General features: G+C 44.2%; 20 protein-coding genes. 7 read left to right on the top strand and 13 right to left on the bottom strand.

What is annotated here, in order from left to right:
• Positions 1–46: 46 nt before the first annotated feature.
• A complete protein-coding gene (locus AAEU32_RS15365; protein WP_421971415.1) occupies positions 47–1,240 on the bottom strand; it encodes a dipeptidase in 1,194 nt (397 codons plus the stop codon).
• A 213-nt stretch (positions 1,241–1,453) separates the two neighbouring features.
• Between AAEU32_RS15365 and AAEU32_RS15360 the strand changes: the two genes are divergently transcribed.
• Together AAEU32_RS15360 and AAEU32_RS15355 are read left to right on the top strand one after the other, a co-directional pair.
• On the top strand, positions 1,454–1,921 hold the full coding sequence (locus AAEU32_RS15360) for a nuclear transport factor 2 family protein (protein WP_421971414.1): 468 nt from the start codon (positions 1,454–1,456) through the stop codon (positions 1,919–1,921).
• 100 nt (positions 1,922–2,021) lie between these two features.
• Entirely contained in the window at positions 2,022–2,237 is a 216-nt protein-coding gene (locus tag AAEU32_RS15355; protein WP_421971413.1) for a TIGR02450 family Trp-rich protein, read from the top strand.
• 7 nt (positions 2,238–2,244) lie between these two features.
• Here AAEU32_RS15355 and AAEU32_RS15350 read toward each other — a convergent pair whose 3' ends face one another.
• Positions 2,245–2,562 carry an antibiotic biosynthesis monooxygenase family protein gene (locus AAEU32_RS15350; RefSeq protein WP_421971412.1) on the bottom strand — a complete coding sequence of 106 codons (318 nt, stop codon included), beginning with the start codon at positions 2,560–2,562 and terminating at the stop codon, positions 2,245–2,247.
• A gap of 168 nt (positions 2,563–2,730) precedes the next feature.
• On the opposite strand from AAEU32_RS15350, the gene AAEU32_RS15345 reads away from it, so the two are divergent.
• Positions 2,731–3,093 (top strand): hypothetical protein, encoded by a 363-nt coding sequence (locus AAEU32_RS15345; RefSeq protein WP_421971411.1) that lies wholly within the window; start codon positions 2,731–2,733, stop codon positions 3,091–3,093.
• Between the two features lie 49 nt (positions 3,094–3,142).
• Here the strand turns inward: AAEU32_RS15345 and AAEU32_RS15340 are convergent, their stop codons facing one another.
• The 5 genes from AAEU32_RS15340 to AAEU32_RS15320 form a co-directional block, all read right to left on the bottom strand.
• On the bottom strand, positions 3,143–3,406 hold the full coding sequence (locus AAEU32_RS15340; RefSeq protein WP_421971410.1) for a YheU family protein: 264 nt from the start codon (positions 3,404–3,406) through the stop codon (positions 3,143–3,145).
• Entirely contained in the window at positions 3,403–4,377 is a 975-nt protein-coding gene (locus AAEU32_RS15335) for a hydrolase (protein WP_421971426.1), read from the bottom strand. Before AAEU32_RS15335 ends, AAEU32_RS15340 begins: the two co-directional genes overlap by 4 nt.
• Positions 4,378–4,547: 170 nt before the next feature.
• A complete protein-coding gene (locus AAEU32_RS15330) occupies positions 4,548–4,694 on the bottom strand; it encodes a hypothetical protein (protein ID WP_421971409.1) in 147 nt (48 codons plus the stop codon).
• A gap of 85 nt (positions 4,695–4,779) precedes the next feature.
• Positions 4,780–5,253, bottom strand: a complete 474-nt coding sequence (locus AAEU32_RS15325; protein WP_421971408.1) for a TIGR02444 family protein — start codon at positions 5,251–5,253, stop codon at positions 4,780–4,782.
• Positions 5,240–7,153 (bottom strand): ATP-binding cassette domain-containing protein, encoded by a 1,914-nt coding sequence (locus tag AAEU32_RS15320; protein ID WP_421971407.1) that lies wholly within the window; start codon positions 7,151–7,153, stop codon positions 5,240–5,242. Before AAEU32_RS15320 ends, AAEU32_RS15325 begins: the two co-directional genes overlap by 14 nt.
• A gap of 122 nt (positions 7,154–7,275) precedes the next feature.
• Here AAEU32_RS15320 and AAEU32_RS15315 point away from each other — a divergent pair, with 122 nt between their 5' ends.
• Positions 7,276–7,476 carry a YheV family putative zinc ribbon protein gene (locus AAEU32_RS15315; protein WP_421971406.1) on the top strand — a complete coding sequence of 67 codons (201 nt, stop codon included), beginning with the start codon at positions 7,276–7,278 and terminating at the stop codon, positions 7,474–7,476.
• 13 nt (positions 7,477–7,489) lie between these two features.
• Here the strand turns inward: AAEU32_RS15315 and AAEU32_RS15310 are convergent, their stop codons facing one another.
• Complete coding sequence (locus AAEU32_RS15310) at positions 7,490–7,705, bottom strand: SlyX family protein (RefSeq protein WP_421971405.1); 216 nt, start codon at positions 7,703–7,705, stop codon at positions 7,490–7,492.
• Positions 7,702–8,688: a WD40 repeat domain-containing protein gene (locus tag AAEU32_RS15305; RefSeq protein WP_421971404.1), complete on the bottom strand. Its 987-nt coding sequence runs from the start codon at positions 8,686–8,688 to the stop codon at positions 7,702–7,704. Before AAEU32_RS15305 ends, AAEU32_RS15310 begins: the two co-directional genes overlap by 4 nt.
• 219 nt (positions 8,689–8,907) lie before the next feature.
• Between AAEU32_RS15305 and fkpA the strand changes: the two genes are divergently transcribed.
• Complete coding sequence (gene fkpA / locus AAEU32_RS15300; RefSeq protein ID WP_421971403.1) at positions 8,908–9,666, top strand: FKBP-type peptidyl-prolyl cis-trans isomerase; 759 nt, start codon at positions 8,908–8,910, stop codon at positions 9,664–9,666.
• A gap of 65 nt (positions 9,667–9,731) precedes the next feature.
• Here fkpA and rsd read toward each other — a convergent pair whose 3' ends face one another.
• Positions 9,732–10,196, bottom strand: a complete 465-nt coding sequence (rsd, locus tag AAEU32_RS15295) for a sigma D regulator (protein ID WP_421971402.1) — start codon at positions 10,194–10,196, stop codon at positions 9,732–9,734.
• 676 nt (positions 10,197–10,872) lie between these two features.
• On the opposite strand from rsd, the gene hemE reads away from it, so the two are divergent.
• A complete protein-coding gene (gene hemE, locus AAEU32_RS15290; RefSeq protein WP_421971401.1) occupies positions 10,873–11,937 on the top strand; it encodes a uroporphyrinogen decarboxylase in 1,065 nt (354 codons plus the stop codon).
• A 74-nt stretch (positions 11,938–12,011) separates the two neighbouring features.
• Here hemE and AAEU32_RS15285 read toward each other — a convergent pair whose 3' ends face one another.
• The 3 genes from AAEU32_RS15285 to AAEU32_RS15275 form a co-directional block, all read right to left on the bottom strand.
• Positions 12,012–13,388 (bottom strand): TonB family protein, encoded by a 1,377-nt coding sequence (locus AAEU32_RS15285; protein WP_421971400.1) that lies wholly within the window; start codon positions 13,386–13,388, stop codon positions 12,012–12,014.
• Between the two features lie 132 nt (positions 13,389–13,520).
• Positions 13,521–14,954, bottom strand: a complete 1,434-nt coding sequence (gene sthA / locus AAEU32_RS15280; RefSeq protein ID WP_421971399.1) for a Si-specific NAD(P)(+) transhydrogenase — start codon at positions 14,952–14,954, stop codon at positions 13,521–13,523.
• Between the two features lie 17 nt (positions 14,955–14,971).
• Entirely contained in the window at positions 14,972–16,102 is a 1,131-nt protein-coding gene (locus AAEU32_RS15275; protein WP_421971398.1) for a fatty acid desaturase, read from the bottom strand.
• Positions 16,103–16,201: 99 nt separating this feature from the next.
• Here AAEU32_RS15275 and fabR point away from each other — a divergent pair, with 99 nt between their 5' ends.
• Positions 16,202–16,816, top strand: coding sequence for an HTH-type transcriptional repressor FabR (fabR, locus tag AAEU32_RS15270; RefSeq protein WP_421971397.1), 615 nt, complete (start codon positions 16,202–16,204; stop codon positions 16,814–16,816).
• Positions 16,817–17,026: the final 210 nt, after the last annotated feature.

Here is a 17,026-nt window from a genome sequence, read left to right as displayed (position 1 = left end):
AAAGCCCGAGATAAACTCGGGCTTTTTGGTGTTTACAATAGCTGTTTTAGTTCGCTTGAGCGTAGGCTTCTGCCTCACGCCATACACGCAACATATTCTCACCAAGGATTTTCTTAATATCAGCGTCGCTGTAACCACGATCGAGTAAACCTTGAACTAGGTTCGGGTAGGTCGATACATCTTTTAAACCTACAGGCAATGAATCACCAACACCATCATAGTCTGAACCAATACCAACATGTTCAATGCCAATAAGCTTAACAACATGGTCAATGTGATCTAGCACTTGCTCAAGTGTTGCAAATGGGAATGGGTTTTTCTTTCGAAATGCAGCGGTAAAGTCAGTGGTATCTTTGCCTGACTCTTTGGCTGCATCACGTGCTTCATCGCGACGGTCATACCAACTATTTGCACTGCTAGTTACGAAGCTAGAGCCAAAGTTAATTTGAATGACACCGCCATTTTTTTTCAGTGCAAGTAGCATCTCATCATCCATATTACGCTCAAAGCCTGGCGTATACTTACGAAGCGATGAATGTGATGCAATGACAGGTACTTTTGACAGTTCCATCACTTGGTAAAAGGCAGCATCGGAAATGTGCGATACGTCGATGAGCATGCCCACTTTGTTCATCTCAACAACTAACTCTTTACCAAATGGGCTCAAACCTTTCCATTTGCGACGAATATCGTAGCTAGAGTCTGAAATATGGTTGCTTTGCGAGTGCGCAAGAGTGATATAGCGAACGCCACGATCATAGAAGTGGTATAGGTTTTTAATATCACCTTCAATCGGTGAGCCATTCTCCATTCCCATCGCCAGCGACATAATGCCATCTTTGAACTGTTTTTCGACGTCAGCGACTGAATCAGCAATCGCGAATTTATCTGGCGCGCGATAGGCCAAGGCTTCCATCATATCAATCAACTGGTTTGCTAATTGGTAGCTTTTGCCTTTGCCCTCAAATTCCAAATTAGCTGGAATATAAATAGACATAAATGGCGTATTCAAACCGCCTTCAATGGCGCGAGGGTAGTCAAAATCACCACGTTCGGTTGCTTTGCTTACATCGTCCCACTGGTCATGAATGCGATAAGGCACATCGATATGGGTGTCGATTAGGATATTTTCTTTTGCCAGTTTGATTGCTTTTTCTGATGCGTGGTAGTCATCCTGCGCTGCAACACTTGTGCTGCCAAGTGCAATTGCCAGCGCCACACCAAGGGTGGTGAATTTCATAGTAGCCGCTCATTGTTATTATCGAATTAGGACCCCATTGTGGCGACATTTTATGGGTATGACAAGGATATGAGATTAAAGGAAATGAATATGAATGTCCGCAATGGGAAAGCATTTGTTATCCGCAACGTATTGATTTATCTTGGAATGAAAGGGCACTGTTTTTTGCGCTTTTGATATCAGCATTTAGCTTGGATTAAAAACGGAGTTTACATGAAAAATATTTTAGTCGGGATTACTGCACTTTTGTTGTCCACGTCAGCATTGGCACAAGAATCACAAATCGATTTAAAAGCCTTTGCACAATTGTATTTTGAGAAAATGGCGGCGACGCAGGCACCGGATGCGACAGTTAATGAGCTGGAGGAATACCTTTCGTTGCTTAAAGACGACGTGGGTCATGCGCATTTACCTTGGGTCACCGATGATTCGCGTACATCATCAGGCAAAGCTGAAATGCGCAAAGGCATGACGTTTTATTTAGGCGCACACACTGATTTCAGCGCAGAGTTGTTAGATGTATTCACTTTCAACCACTCTGCAATTGCCATTCGCTACAAAAATAATGCAAAAGGAGTTCACCCACAAAGCAACCAGCCTATCGAATACTCGCAGGTGATGATGGAAGTACTCGAGATGGAAGGTGACAAAGTGGCGGTGATTCGTAAGTATCACGAATAGAGGCGTACAAGGTTTGGTTTTTAATCGCGCTAATCGTTAGGTGCTGTTGATGCGTAAAACTCTGTATTGATTCAACACATTGATGTCACCGCGTTTTTATATGAACAAAATAAACCCTGCGAAACTACGCAACAGCAAATGGACGGCAGTCCAACCTCGCAACAAAGAAAAGCACTTTTTAGTGTCCGAGGTCGAATATGATGAAGATGGGAGTGTGATGAGCTGTAGCTTAGAGGCTGTGTATTCAAAAAATGAATATGCCATTGATTGGAAAGAGTTAAAAAATGCCGAGCAATGGTTGCAAGGCTGGAAGTGAAAGCAGCTCACATCCCATAATCCCGCTCGACTTTAGCGATCCGCAATTTAAACGCTGCGTACCACTTGTCGCGTCCAAGCTTTTGCGCTGTAAGGTGCTCCATATTCGCTTTCCAATTCTTTATTGCTTCTAAATCAGCCCAATAAGAAACCGTGATCCCCACTTCTTCACGAGCGGATTCAATGCCCAAAAAACCCGGTTGCTCCTTGGCCAGCTCAACCATTCGTGTGGCGGTATCACCATAGCCTTCATCTACATCAGTGCGCAACGACGTGAAAATAACGGTGTAATAGGGCGGTTTAGGTGTGCGTGCGATGAGTGACATGTTCTTCCCTTAAGCGTTTGTTTGCAGCCAAATAGTGAGTGCTAAGCAGTGCGCTTTGAGCATAACAGCTAAGAGTTGTGTGCGTATAGAGCTTATACTTACTTGTGGTTTAAAGTTTTGTACCCAAATGATACCATGTTCCTGTCATATACTATGGATGGGTAAATTATGAAGAATATGGATCTTTTCTTACACGCACATTCTTCTTTGATGGTGGTTGCCATCCTTTTTGCTTTTACAGTGATCCCGGTGAAAATAGGTGCAATGATTTTTGACGCTTTTCATCAGCAGTGGAGGCAATGCGCCATTGCTGCATTTTTAGCTATGATTGCGTCACTGATTGTATTATTTGCGCTCGGTGGTTCTAAAGTGGGCATTTTGACACTGTTCGGCGCCTATTTGGTGGTGTCTTACGTTTATTCTAAAGTGCTTGGCTTGGATTTTTCTTGGTCACTTATTTTTACTGTGTTTGTGCATGCGCTGCAAATAGGTGTCTTTCAGGGGCTCGCAGCGTTGGGGCTCTTGGGATAGCCAAATAGGGTGTTGTACAGGGAGTATTTCAGCTCCCTGTATTTATGAATTAGAATTCGTCTCTATCGATGTGATAGTCGCCTTCTTCGGTTTGCATTTGCTTGAATTGCTGCGCGCTCATGATGTTCACTTCTTCGTGTAGTTCAGAGTAAACAATCACGGCCTCCCCGCGTTTAATTTGCCCAAGGACTTGCTCTATTTTGGTATCGTTGTTTACTTCATTTTCGCCGTAATCGGTCCCTTCACGCAGAATAAATTGCTCAATCAAATTGATGAGGGCTTCTTTACTAAGCTCTTGGTAAGGAATAATCATACTTTTGCAAATTGCTCCGAAAAGTAGTGAGGGATGGTCTGTTCTAACCAAAACTCTGGCTTAAACCAACCACTGCAACTAATGAAGCCAACATGGCCACCTTTATTTGATACTCGTAAATCCACAGCATCCGACACATCTTCAGGGCGAGGCACAGCTTGTATGGCAAGCATGGGATCGTCTTGTGCGTGGATTAATAAAGTGGGCGTTACGATATGTTTTAAATAGGGCTTGGCACTGCTTTTTGCATAGTAATCTTCAGCGCCGTCAAATCCGTGCAAGGGTGCGGTGATAAGGTTGTCGAACTCCCATAAGTCATCAATCGCGTTTAGCTGCTGTGCGGTCATATCCAAGACGCCTGCTAGCTGGGGTAATTTTCGTGTCATGGACTTTTTCATGCGTCCAAGTAGGTAGTGCTGATAAACCTTTCCTAGGCTTTTACGAATGATTTGGCATGAACTTGATAAGTCATGAGGGGCACTCACCACGCTTGCTGCAACTAAACCACTTTGTTCACCTTGCTCGCCAAGGTACTTGGCCAGTACATTACCACCGAGCGAAAAACCCACTGCAGCAAGGGGTCTATTAGGGAATTTGTTCTGAAGGTAACGAATAAAGAAACCCAGATCTTGCGTTTCACCACTGTGATAAGCGCGTGCTTGACGGTTTGGTTTCCCAGAGCAATTACGAAAGTGCATAAGCACGGCATCAAGCCCTGCGTTTTGCAGTGCTTTCATCATGCCTTTGGCATAAAAGCTATCAATATTACCCTCTAAACCATGCAAAATAATAACAAGTGGCCTATCGGGCTGTGCTGGTTGTGCCCATGCTAAATCGAGAAAGTCATCATCCTCAGTATGGATGATTTCGCGCGCAACATCGACTTTGAATCCAGGACGGAAAAAGCGCGGCAAAATGGTTTGTAAGTGGCGGTTTGACATCCACCAAGCAGGGGTAAAGTGGTTAATCACTGAATATTTACCAACAAAGTCCGAATACATCGCGCACTATAGTAACAAAGTTTGTTGGTTTGCTCATTCCATGAATAAAAATAAAGCCTTCGCTAATACAAAGATTAGAGAAGGCTTTGTGCGTCGTGCTTAATTTGGTTAGCGATTAATTGGTGTGCATCAAGCTGGAATTAGCTTTGTTTTGGAACTTCAGCATCCATGACTTTTTTGATGAAGAAGCCCACGTAAAACAAGCAAAGTAGTACAACAACACTTAAAATGCCGAATGATAAAAATAGTACTGGGTCTGAGAAAAAGTCTCTGAAAAATACTTGCATGGTGGCGTCTCCTATTCCTTTGATGTGGTAAGTCTAAGATAGGAAATGCGGCGGTTATATGACCTAGATCAAGATTAGCTGCAGGTTAGTAACTCACCGAGTGCAGTGCTTGATCCAGATCATTTTTTAGCGGTAGTAATGCCTTTGGAAGGTAGTGCGTTAGGTTGTTTGGATGGGCGTGCGTCGTCATTGATAATGCATTACATGCCGCGATCAATTCTGCTTGCTGGTGTTTTTCAAACTCCAACTCAAGAGCGAGCATTTGCTTGCGCATATCAGCGTAGTGAGTGATATGTTGTTGCTCGCTTTTTAAGAATGCACGCACACTACGTAAAGGTTGCAGCGCGTGTTGATCAAACTCGTTTATTACGTCGGTGAGCGTCTCTAGTTGTACCGGTGAAATTGCTAGCTGGTGGCAGTCTAGATAAGCCAATAATAAGCACAGGTTGACGTTTAACCTATGCTCATTTTGCCAATGCAACAAGGTGTGTTGCACCTGTTCATTGGCATAGGTGTGCAAGCTAAATTGCCAAAATTGGCTAGCGCTAATTTTGCTCATAAAATTGTTGCTCTTGCTCTTCTAATTCACTCATCAGCTCAAGCAGTTGCTCCTCTACTTCATCCTGTTGCTTAGAAAGCTCACTTTGCCTCGCAAGCAGATCTTTGAGTTTGTCTTTGTTGCTCTCGTCATAGAGACTGTTGTCTGCCAGTTGCTCTTCCACTTGCGTAAGTTCGGGAGAGAGTTTATCCAGTCGCTTTTCAAGTTTATCGATGTCTTTTTTGAGCGGCTGTACTGACTTTCTAAATTCAGCTTCTTTGCGCTTTTGCTCTTTACGGTTAGCGCTAGAATGGGCCTTGTCTTCTAAATTAGTTGCTGGCTTCTCGCTTTGATTAGCCTTCAATAGCCATTGATAATAGGCGTCTAGGTCATAACCAAATTGGCTTACTTCCCCTTTATCTACCAAATAAAACTCATCGGCTGTGTTTTTCAACAGATGACGGTCGTGTGATACCGTCACCATGGCGCCTTCAAACCCTTGTAAGGCCATAACCAATGCATGACGCATCTCTAAGTCTAAGTGGTTGGTTGGCTCATCAAGCAGCAGTAGGTTTGGCTTTTGATATACCAACATGGCCAACACCAGTCGTGCCTTTTCTCCACCAGAGAAAGGTGCAACCGGTTCTAGCGCTTTATCTGCGACAAAATCAAAGCCACCTAAAAAATCTCGCAGTGATTGCTCTGTAGCGTGTGGATTTAAACGCTGCAAATGAGTGAGGGCACTGGCCTGTAAGTCGAGTGCCTCAAGTTGGTGCTGAGCAAAGTAACCCACACGTAAGCCTTGGTGGTAAAACACCTCGCCCGCTTGAGGCGCTAACTCTTGTGCGAGTAACTTAATGAGTGTCGATTTACCTGCACCATTGCGACCTAGCAGAGCAATTCGGCTACCCGGGACCAAGTTGAGTTTTATGCTGTGTAAAATAGTGGTGTCACCGTAGCCCGCTTGGGCGCCGTCAAGCGCAATCAGTGGATTAGGCAGCGCCTCTGGCTCGGCAAAGCTAAAATCAAAAGGTGAGTCGACATGTGCAGGGGCGAGTTTTTCCATGCGCTCTAGTGCTTTTACGCGGCTTTGTGCTTGCTTTGCTTTACTGGCTTTGGCTTTAAAGCGCGTAATAAACTTTTCCAGATGCGCGATTTGCTCTTGTTGCTTCTCAAACTGTGCTTGATGTTGTGCTAAACGTTCAGCCTTTTGACGTTCAAACTGCGAATAATTACCTTTGTAAACATTGATAAGTTGTTGGTCTATATGCCAAATTTCGCCCACCACAGCATCTAGAAACTCGCGGTCATGGGAAATTAGGACTAACGTACCGCTGTAGGCGCGTAAGAAACGCTCCAACCAATACACAGCATCCAAATCGAGGTGGTTGGTGGGCTCATCCAATAGCAATAAATCAGCACCGCGGATCAAGGCTTGCGCTAGGTTTAAGCGCATGCGCCAACCACCAGAGAAGTCACTCACGCTAAAATCAATTTGTGCGTTAGAAAAACCTAAACCATGCAGTAACTCACCGGCTTTTGCTTCTATGCTGTAGCCTTTCATTAGCTCGAGTTGCTGATGCACTTTGGCCTGGGTTTCACCATCCCCATGGTGTTCAGCACGTTTTAGTTCAGTGCGCAGCGCATAGTACTCAGGATGACCTTGTAGTACGTACTCCAAGGCACTGATATCAAGCGCTGGTGTTTCTTGTTTTACTGAAGCAATCGACCACTCTTTGGGGATATGTGCTGAACCAGCATCGAGTTGTAATTCACCTTTTAATAAGGCGAATAAGCTCGACTTACCACAACCATTACTGCCAACAAGGCCCACTTTGTGCTGTGGAAATAAAGTCGCACTTGCGTTTTTAAGTAAGCATTTTGCACCACGTAAAAGCTCAATGTCACTGATTTGAATCATAGTTACTGCACAGGGTTGAAATTAGCGCCATGATAACATGGAGTAGGCGTTCAAGAGGGAATTTTTATGATAAACTGACGTCCATATTAAGCCATGATGTAAAGGCTCAAGGGGTGGATTAAATGAAACAGAAAAAGCGCTTTATAGCAGGGGCGAGTTGCCCTAAGTGCGAGCAGATGGATACCATGATGCTGTATAAAGAGCATGATGTAGAAAAGGTGCAGTGTGTTGAGTGTGGTCACATAATGACCCAGCCAGAAAACGCCGTTCAAGCATCAACGCGTCAGTTTGAGCAAGTGATCGGCGTTTTTAAGCCAGAGTAAGCCTTTGCGCACATTAATAATGCGGTGGGGGCGGCTCTTGCTCCTGCGGCATTAATGATGAGCCACTTTGTACTTCTTTTAACTTCTCGCCCAGTAATTCCATTTGACGGCGCATTTTCGCCATTTGCTGTTGATGCGCTTTCAGTTCGTCGTTGAGAATATCAATTGTCTCATCTTGGAATGAAACTTTGGCCTCAAGGCTTTCAATGCGTGCTTCTAGGTTGTTCATTGCTTTCTCTTAATCTCAAAATACTCAGACAAACCACTTGAGCTTTCAGTGATCAGTTGATTATTTTCGGCAAATGCAACGGCAAACACCACTGCAGATTTAGGTTGGCTATTTGCTCGCGCAGCCACCTGATAATCGAGTACGCGTTCACCCGTATCAATATTCCACATTGCCAGCTCTCTGCTCGGTGAGCCTGTGGCTAACCACTTTGCGTCATCTGAAAAGCGCACGGCACTGAAGATTTTCTGGCGGGCAATATACTGCAAATTACTGTGCTGTGCACCTGTTGTGAGATCCCAAATACTTGCCTGTTTTTTGCTACCGGCGGTAAAAGCGAATCGGGCTTGGGGATCTAACGCGACTTGAGTGACGCGGCTCGCATGGTTGAAGCGGTAAACGACTTGTCCTGTTCGGGTATCCCATAAATACGCACTGTAGTCATTGCCACCCGTGAGCGCATAAAAACCATTTGGTGATAAGGCAACGGCGTTAATTTTCTCCTGATGGCCTAAAAACTCAATACGTCGACCCGTCGTTAAGTCAATGTGAACCGCAACACCATCAGCGCGGCCGTACATCACATATCGGCCTTTGTTACTAATGGCAATATCGCGGATATGGGATTGATTTATTTTGTAAAAACCCAAGTTTTCACCGGACTCTAAATCCCACACGGCAAACTCTTCTCGTGTGGCGGTCACTGCCGCATAACTATCGGCAGAAATATCCAGAGCCACAACCATATTCTGTTCATCTTCGCTCAAGTACCATTGAAATTTGAGCCCATTGACTTGATTGTCCCAGACAGCGACACCATGTTCTACTGAGGAGACAATACTGTAACGGCCATCACTGGAAATGGCGGCATCATACGCACCTGTTGCGGCATGAGGGACTTGTTTGGTGGCGTCAGAATGATGCGGCTGACACGCAATAGTCAGGCTTATCAAGGATGTAAGCAACAGTGTGCGAATAATTAACATAAATTTACAGGTGTCCCTTAACTCTGTGGTCTCAAGCAGTTAGACTAGTGGTCGAGATTTACTTGAATCTAGGATATTTTCCTAATTATTTCACTAAAGTAATTAGAAAAACAGCCTCAAGCTGGAGTTCGAATATAGGCCGAGTGATTTTTGAGGCTGTTATTCAAAATGTATTTTTATAACCCAAAGTTGGCAACGAACATGTTGCTGGAGATAGATATGAGAAAAACAATTAAGCTATCGCTGGTAGCGGCATCTGTATTGGCCCTGACAGCGTGTAATCAAGAAGCAGCTAAGCAAGAAACAGCAGAAGTAAAACTAGAAACTGAAGCTCAGCAGCAGGCTTATGGCATCGGTGCATCGGTAGGTACTTACCTTAACCGTGACCTTGCAGAGAAAAATGAGCTAGGCATTACACTTGACCAAGAGCTTATGATCCGTGGCTTTAAAGATGCGCTAGCTGGCGACAGCAAACTAGACGAAGAAAAAATTCGCGAAGTACTTACAGCGCTAGACACCTCTGTACGCACTAAGCAACAAGAAGCTGCGCAAGCTGCTGCTGCTAAGAGCAAAGAAGAAGGTGAAAAGTTCCTAGCTGAAAACGCGCAAAAAGAAGGTGTAATGGTGACTGAATCAGGTCTTCAATACGAAGTTCTAAGTGCGGGTGAAGGCGAGAAGCCAGCTGAGACAGACACAGTTAAGGTACACTACAAAGGCACATTGCTAGACGGTACTGAGTTCGATAGCTCATACTCTCGCAACGAGCCTACTAGCTTCCCACTTAACCGTGTGATCCCTGGTTGGACTGAAGGTCTACAGTTAATGCCTGTTGGCTCTAAGTACAAATTTACTATTCCTTCAGAGCTTGCATACGGTGAGCGTGATCTAGGTAAGATCCCAGCTAACTCAACACTTGTATTCGAAGTTGAGCTGCTTGAAATCGTTAAGCCTGAAACAGAGTCAGCTGATTCTGAATAATCAGAAGTGATAAAAAAAGCCCTGCATTGTGCGGGGCTTTTTGTTGTGTATTGAAAGATAAATAATTAGATATGATTGGTGTAGAGGTTATGAATTAGTTCGTCCTCTAGCTCAAAACGCGTAGTCAGCGCTTCTCCCAGTTTTGACAAGTCGTTGTCAAAGTTTTTCAATAAGTCGTCATTTTTCGCTTCAGCGTAATTGTCATTGAAATCTAGAGCAATGTCAGTTGTGGCTGAAATTTGCGGATATAATGACTGAGCAAGCTTAAGGCTGTCTTCACCTCGTAATTCACATTGCTTCACTATGTCATCATAAATTTCGAAATGACCCGCTGATAGGTAGTCCATTAACAGTTGGCAAAAACTTTGAATACAGGCTTGTTCTGGTAATGCTAGGCCATGCTTTGCATGAGGTGTACCTGCCAATGCGCAATATTGTACTAACAGCTCTTGGCGTTCCGCTAACCACTTATCTATGACGGTGTTACTGCCGCCCCATTTTTGCTGTGCTTGTTCCAACTGCGATAACATCTTTTTCTCCTACCCCCCGGTTGGCTATACCCCTATAAAAAGAAAATATTGCTCAAAGGTCAACCTATTTTTATTAATAAATTGTTTCAGGCTATAACACGTAACCCATGCGGGTACAGGGGTTGCGAGGAATTCAGGAAAAGAAAAAGCCACCGCAAAGGGTGGCCGAATTTCTTTAGCAGTCTCGTCAAGCGAGCTTCTTTTTATTATGTATGTTCTAACTTTTTATTATTGTTTTCTAGAACGGCATTAGTTATACCAAGGTCGTATAAGGCTTGCAAGTTTTTTAACAAATTTTTTTACATTTTTTTATAATTCTTTTCTTTTTCGATGCTGAAATTTTGAGCGAACCTGTGTTTTTATTGGGCTGAAGGAGATGTTTAGTGTTTTTGAACAAAAATGTAACTTGTTAACAAATATGCGAAAATCTTTATGTTTATGAAGTTTTTCATCTAAGGGGGTATTGACCTTCGAAGTACGCGTTTTGTCCAAATCAAAGGTCAACACGCCCAAAATTAAAGTGCTTGGGTATCACTTTTCTCTGCGCAATAATTTTTTCAAGCAAGAGAGCGAAGAATGTGTGTGCAAAGGCATATTTCAATGATCTATTTCATCATCGTCCAGACAGGTTGTGATAGAATTACCCGCAATTGAATTTGAATCGAGAAGTTACGCCATGAGCGAATTGAAAAATGATCGTTATTTACGTGCTTTAGCAAAGCAGCCTGTTGATAGAACGCCGGTGTGGATGATGCGTCAGGCAGGTCGATATTTACCAGAGTACCGAGCTACCCGCAGCCAAGCGGGCGACTTTATGAGCCTGTGTAAAAATGCCGAGCTCGCTTGTGAAGTAACCTTACAGCCGCTTCGTCGATATCCTTTGGATGCCGCTATTCTATTCAGCGATATTTTGACTATTCCAGATGCGATGGGTCTGGGTCTTTACTTTGAGACAGGTGAAGGTCCTAAATTTGAACGCCCTGTATCCAGTTATGAAGATGTCGCTAAAATCGGCATTCCAGACCCTGAAGATGAACTCGGCTATGTGATGAATGCAGTGCGTACAATTCGTCGTGAGCTAAAAGGTGAAGTACCTCTTATTGGTTTCTCTGGTTCACCATGGACGCTTGCAACCTACATGGTTGAGGGTGGCAGCAGCAAAACATTTGGCAAAATAAAGAAAATGGCTTTTGCTGACCCTAAAACATTACACTTACTGCTTGATAAACTTGCGGACTCCGTAACGAGTTACCTTAATGCGCAAGTTAAGGCTGGCGCGCAGTCGTTGATGGTATTTGACTCATGGGGTGGGGTACTCAGTCCTCGCGACTATGAGGAGTTCTCATTGCGTTATATGCATAAGATCGTCGACGACCTGATCCGCGAAAATGATGGTCGCAAAGTGCCTGTAACCTTGTTCACTAAAAGTGGTGGCCAATGGATTGAGAAGATTGCAGCAACAGGTTGTGATGCTATTGGTCTTGATTGGACTATTGATATTGCAGACGCAAAACGTCGCGTGGGCGACAAAGTAGCCTTGCAAGGTAATATGGACCCATCCATGCTGCATGCTTCACCAGAGCGAATTCGTGAAGAAGTAGCGAGCATTCTTGCTGGCTTTGGTGAGGGCAGTGGCCACGTGTTTAACTTAGGTCACGGCATTACACCTGATGTTGACCCTGAGCATGCTGGTGCGTTTATTAATGCGGTGCATGAGCTCAGTGCGAAATATCATAAGTAATGTGTGCTGACTACAGCGTAAAAATCCACGAAAAAGCCCGCTAATGCGGGCTTTTTTAATGAACGTCTGCAATTTTAATAGATTAGGCTGGTGCCATTGGCCATCATAGATGCTCGACCTTCCATTAACTCAAGGTAGTTTTGGGTTGGCCAGTTTCGGCGTTTTGCCTCATCGTAGGCTTGGCGCAAGTACTTTTCACCTTGCTCCATATGTCCTAGCTCGCTGTATGCTACGCCCAATACAGACAATAATGCCGGATGATCTGGAGCTTCGGCACGTGCCAGCTCAGCATACTTCAAGGCTTCTTCATAATTTCGGATTGATTCTTTGTCAGCAAAGGCCAATAACTTAGCGTATGAAATCATTGCTGGAAGATATTGATTATGCGTTGCTTTTTTAAGAATTTCTGCCGCTTTATCCAAATCGTAATGTACCGTCTCATAGTCCATTAACTTGGTGGCTAATTGATATTGAGCGCGCTCGTTACCACTTTCGCTTGCTGTTTTAAGCCAGTTAAATGCTTTCTTTTTATCTGATTTACACGCGGTACCATATTCAAAACAACGGACTAACCATAATTGCGCATCATAATTGCCATTCACTGCGGCTTTGTAATACCAGTCTAGGTGTTTATCTTTGCTGCCTTCAATCAGGCCAGCCTCAAGCATCATGGCATAGCGAGCCTGAGCATAATTGTTACCTTTGTCGGCTAACACCTTGAGTTTTTGTGAATACTCTTCTTTTTGCCCTTCATACTCTCGGCGATACGAATTGTTGGCAGACTTGTACTCAAATGTGTGAGTCAGTCCAAAAACCGCTTGAGGTTCGCCACTGTAATCGTTAGGCACTTTAAATTGCCACTGTAAAATGGCAGCAAGTGCGGCTTCGTCAATGACATCTTTAGGGAATGACGCAATCACTCTTGGGTTTACAACATTGCCTTGCTGGTTCACATCAAAGCTAACGGTTGACCAAGCGCCTTGGGTTAACTCGTAACCACTGAGGTCTAGTCCTTCTTTGTGTTTTACAGAGTAATAGCGGTAGTTGTGGCCTGATTTATCTTCAACAGGAACGAGAGCGCCTCTGTGGGCTTCATAGCCATATGCACTCGCCAGCGCTTTATATCTTTGTTTACCCTCTTTGCGCGATGGCACCTGAGAGCGAATATCGCGATAGCGATCTTTTGCTTCTTCATTACCAAAATCAATGGCGAGCATGTACCAAGAGAAGGCAGGGTAAATGTCAGCGTCTGTGCCAAGCCCTTGTTCATACATAGTAGCCAGTTTATACATGGCGTCAGCATGACCTCTTTGTGCAAGCTCTTTGTATTCATTAAACGCTTGCTCGTAATCTTGGTTCTCAAAATCTTTGTTAGCGCTGGAGTAGTCGGCAAATGCAGCTGCGCTAAATAGGCTTATTGCTGCACTTAGGCCCAGAGCAGAAGTTTTCATTCCCTTACACCTACTTTTTCTTATTTTAGAAACGAGTTTACAATATTTTTACAGTTGAACAAAGGATGAACTATAAAAAATGAGCCATAGGCTCATTTTTTAACGTGATAATAAATAGTGATTTGTTCTATATCACACGAGGCGATTCAGGCCATTTAGAGCTGCAACTCGGTAGGCTTCCGCCATTGTGGGGTAGTTAAAGGTAGTGTTCACAAAGTACTCAACGTTATTACCACCATTTTTTTGTTCCATAATCGCTTGGCCGATGTGGACTATCTCGGACGCACGTTCACCAAAGCAATGTACGCCCAGCACCTCTTTGGTTTCACTGTGAAACAGAATTTTTAAGCTCCCGACATCGGTGCCTGCAATTTGGGCTCTGGCAAGGTGTTTAAATTGAGCGCGTCCAACTTCATATGGGATTTTGGCTGCGGTGAGCTGTTGCTCTGTTTTACCTACTGAACTCATCTCTGGGATAGTGTAGATCCCAGCCGGAATATCAATAATGAGTTTGGCTTCGCACTCTCCACGCACTATTGCATCGGCACAGATGCGACCTTGGTCAAATGCCGCGCTGGCCAGGCTAGGATAGCCGATAACATCACCCACAGCATAAATGTTGCTTACATCGGTTTGGTAACTTTCATTAACCTTCAATTGTCCGCGACCATCTGCTTTCAAGCCGACCGCCTCAAGATTAAGGGAGTCAGTGTTACCAGTGCGGCCATTGGCAAATAGCAAGCAATCGGCTTTGACTCGCTTGCCCGATTTCATGTGCATGATAATGCCATCGTCACGCGTTTCAACGCGTTCAAACTCTTCGTTATGACGAATAAAAATCCCGCTGTTCCAGAAGTGATAACTGAGCGCGTCTGATATTTCATCATCCATAAAGGCCAATAAGCGATCTCGTGTATTAACTAGATCGACTTTAGTACCTAGCCCTTTGAAAATAGAGGCATATTCACAACCGATCACCCCCGCGCCATAAATAAGGATACGCTGAGGATCGTGTTGTAAGTTCAAAATAGTATCGCTGTCGTACACTCGAGGGTGTGAAAAGTCGATTTCTGGCGGACGATATGGACGCGAACCAGTCGCTATTACAATTGTGGGCGCACTTAACTGCTCAAATGAACCGTCTTGATGGCGCACATTGATCGTGTTCTTGTCTACGAAACTGGCATCACCTTGGAACAAGTCGATGCGGTTGCGCTCATAAAAGCTACTGCGCAAGCTCGATTGCTTCGAGATGACGGCTGAGCTGTGCTTCAGAATGTCGGGAAAGGTCAGTCGCCCTGGGCGTTCGGTAATGTGGAACAAAGGGTTAGACTTATACTCGATATAACGGCTCACGGAATGACGCAGTGCTTTCGAAGGGATCGTCCCCCAATGCACACAGCCGCCACCTACGTCACGCTGACGCTCAATCACTGCGACTTTTTTATTGCTTTTGGCCAAGTTCATGGCGGTACCTTCACCGCCAGGACCTGTGCCAATGATGATAGCGTCATATTGATATGACGCATCAGGTTGTGTCGTTTTGCTTGCTTTTTGCTTTGCCACGGTGACTCCTTTTGGCATTAACAATGGGCCTTACGCAAGCGAGAGTTCAGTTCTAACCAAGCTTGCTTTTGTACTTGCCAGGCATTTTCTAATTCATGGTATTGCTTCATTAAAGCGGATTTTTCGCATTGTTGCAGCATTGAATTCTTTTTCGCTTCAATGACCTGCTTTTGAACTTGGCAAAAATGCTGGAGCTTTTTGAGCAACATATCATATTCGCTTTGTAAAAGAGCGAGTTTCTCCTGTGCACTGTCCTTCTTTGCCAGCGTGACTTTGGTTTTCGCCATCAGGGTTTGTGCCTTAGCTAGCTCAATCCTGTCAATCGGTGTGCGTTTTAATTTTTTCGCTAAACCAAGGTATGCAAAAGTGCGGATCATCCATTTGGTTGGATCGTAATGCCACCAACGGATGCCATTGCGATAATCACTGGCAAATATATGGTGGAAGTTGTGGTACCCCTCACCGTAAGTCAAAAACGCCAAGAACCCGTTATCACGCGCCGTGTTTTTTTCAGTGTAAGGGCGCGATCCCCAAATGTGGGCGAGTGAATTAATAAAGAATGTGAAATGCTGCGATAGCACTAGGCGCAATAAGCCAGCGAGTAGCATCATGCCTAGGATGTCACCCAAGATGATGCCCAAAAGAAGTGGTAAACCGATGTTGGTTAATGCTGCAAGCTTTAGGTAATGGCGGTGTTGCCACATAACCACTTTATTTCTTTGTAAGTCGCGAGCATTACTGTAATTACCATACTCATCGCCTTGATAATTGCGCAACATCCAACCGATGTGGCTATACCAGAAGCCTCTTGTGGCTGCGTAAGGGTCTTTTTCTGGGTCATCAACTTTGCCATGATGCACACGATGGTCGCTACTCCAATGTAGGGCGCTGTTTTGTAATGCAAATGCACCGCCCAGAGCAAAAATAACTTCGATAACAGGATGAGCCTCATAGGTTTTGTGTGCCCAAAGTCTGTGATAGCCAGCGGTAATTGATAATCCAGCAAAAAACATACAAGCAATAAAAGCAATCCAGTGCGAGCTTGTGAAGCCAACTGTCAATCCATACCAAGGAACGAGCGTCACAGCGGCTAAAAATGACAGGGAAAAGAAGATCACATTGACCCATAAAATAGGTGGTTTATTCATGATAATTTAAATTCAGCGTACAGTTGTACGCTAAAATAGTGGTTCAATCTCTTGTCGTCAAGTATTAGACTTGAGTTTTTATTAGCTTAGGTGGCAATCATGGCCGGTGTTCGTGCCCAGCAAAAACTGAAAACTCGTCAAGCTTTGATAGAGGCAGCATTCAACCAGTTGAGTGCAGAGCATAGCTTTTCTAACTTGAGCTTGCGCGAAGTTGCTCGCGAAGCAGGGATTGCCCCCACTTCTTTCTATCGTCATTTCAAAGATATGAACGAGTTAGGTTTAACCATGGTTGATGAAGCGGGTCTTACGTTACGTCAACTTATGCGCCAAGCTCGTCAGCGTATAGCTAGTGGCGGCAGCATTATCTCGACCTCAGTGCTTACCTTTATGGAGTTTATTGATAATCAACCGAACCAGTTTAGGTTGTTATTGCGTGAGCGTTCAGGCACCTCTAAAGCGTTTCGTGCTGCTGTAGCACGTGAAATCAAACACTTTATTTTGGAATTGGCACATTACCTCGAGAGTGAGAATCGTTGTCCAAGTCAACATGCATACATGCAAGCTGAGGCCATGGTGACTATCGTATTCACCTCTGGTGCGGAGGCTCTCGACTTAGAGGGGCAATCGCGCGAAGAGTTAATTGAGCGACTCATTTGGCAATTGAGGTATATTTCTTTCGGTGGCCATCATTATGCGCAAAAAGTAGGCAGTTGAGATAAATACTAAAATAAAATTGTATTCGCTTAGATTAACCTCCTCAGAACTTGTCTCTGTGCAATCAAAGCCTATGTTGAATTAAAAAGGCTTGAAGTGCCCATAAATAGGTTTTATTTTTCTTTTAAGTCTATGTTTTACGCCATTTGGCGAAATTTTTATGCTTGCTTGCGTGTGTCGATTAGTGGTAAAAATGAGCCAGTTTAAAAA

This window comes from Pseudoalteromonas maris (genome assembly GCF_049257235.1).
In the GTDB taxonomy this organism is placed as follows: domain Bacteria; phylum Pseudomonadota; class Gammaproteobacteria; order Enterobacterales; family Alteromonadaceae; genus Pseudoalteromonas.
The sequence above is the reverse complement of the archived record's forward strand: the minus strand, read 5'-3'. Positions and strand labels throughout refer to the sequence as shown.

What these genes read in the sequence shown, in the direction of transcription:
- AAEU32_RS15355 (WP_421971413.1), top strand. Translation starts at nt 2,022, where the DNA reads ATGAACAAAATAAACCCTGCGAAACTACGCAACAGCAAATGGACGGCA.
- AAEU32_RS15350 (WP_421971412.1), bottom strand. Translation starts at nt 2,562, where the DNA reads ATGTCACTCATCGCACGCACACCTAAACCGCCCTATTACACCGTTATT.
- AAEU32_RS15310 (WP_421971405.1), bottom strand. Translation starts at nt 7,705, where the DNA reads ATGAACAACCTAGAAGCACGCATTGAAAGCCTTGAGGCCAAAGTTTCA.
- AAEU32_RS15315 (WP_421971406.1), top strand. Translation starts at nt 7,276, where the DNA reads ATGAAACAGAAAAAGCGCTTTATAGCAGGGGCGAGTTGCCCTAAGTGC.
- AAEU32_RS15360 (WP_421971414.1), top strand. Translation starts at nt 1,454, where the DNA reads ATGAAAAATATTTTAGTCGGGATTACTGCACTTTTGTTGTCCACGTCA.
- AAEU32_RS15305 (WP_421971404.1), bottom strand. Translation starts at nt 8,688, where the DNA reads ATGTTAATTATTCGCACACTGTTGCTTACATCCTTGATAAGCCTGACT.
- AAEU32_RS15365 (WP_421971415.1), bottom strand. Translation starts at nt 1,240, where the DNA reads ATGAAATTCACCACCCTTGGTGTGGCGCTGGCAATTGCACTTGGCAGC.
- hemE (WP_421971401.1), top strand. Translation starts at nt 10,873, where the DNA reads ATGAGCGAATTGAAAAATGATCGTTATTTACGTGCTTTAGCAAAGCAG.
- AAEU32_RS15340 (WP_421971410.1), bottom strand. Translation starts at nt 3,406, where the DNA reads ATGATTATTCCTTACCAAGAGCTTAGTAAAGAAGCCCTCATCAATTTG.
- rsd (WP_421971402.1), bottom strand. Translation starts at nt 10,196, where the DNA reads ATGTTATCGCAGTTGGAACAAGCACAGCAAAAATGGGGCGGCAGTAAC.
- fabR (WP_421971397.1), top strand. Translation starts at nt 16,202, where the DNA reads ATGGCCGGTGTTCGTGCCCAGCAAAAACTGAAAACTCGTCAAGCTTTG.
- AAEU32_RS15285 (WP_421971400.1), bottom strand. Translation starts at nt 13,388, where the DNA reads ATGAAAACTTCTGCTCTGGGCCTAAGTGCAGCAATAAGCCTATTTAGC.
- fkpA (WP_421971403.1), top strand. Translation starts at nt 8,908, where the DNA reads ATGAGAAAAACAATTAAGCTATCGCTGGTAGCGGCATCTGTATTGGCC.
- AAEU32_RS15325 (WP_421971408.1), bottom strand. Translation starts at nt 5,253, where the DNA reads ATGAGCAAAATTAGCGCTAGCCAATTTTGGCAATTTAGCTTGCACACC.
- AAEU32_RS15345 (WP_421971411.1), top strand. Translation starts at nt 2,731, where the DNA reads ATGAAGAATATGGATCTTTTCTTACACGCACATTCTTCTTTGATGGTG.
- AAEU32_RS15330 (WP_421971409.1), bottom strand. Translation starts at nt 4,694, where the DNA reads ATGCAAGTATTTTTCAGAGACTTTTTCTCAGACCCAGTACTATTTTTA.
- AAEU32_RS15320 (WP_421971407.1), bottom strand. Translation starts at nt 7,153, where the DNA reads ATGATTCAAATCAGTGACATTGAGCTTTTACGTGGTGCAAAATGCTTA.
- AAEU32_RS15275 (WP_421971398.1), bottom strand. Translation starts at nt 16,102, where the DNA reads ATGAATAAACCACCTATTTTATGGGTCAATGTGATCTTCTTTTCCCTG.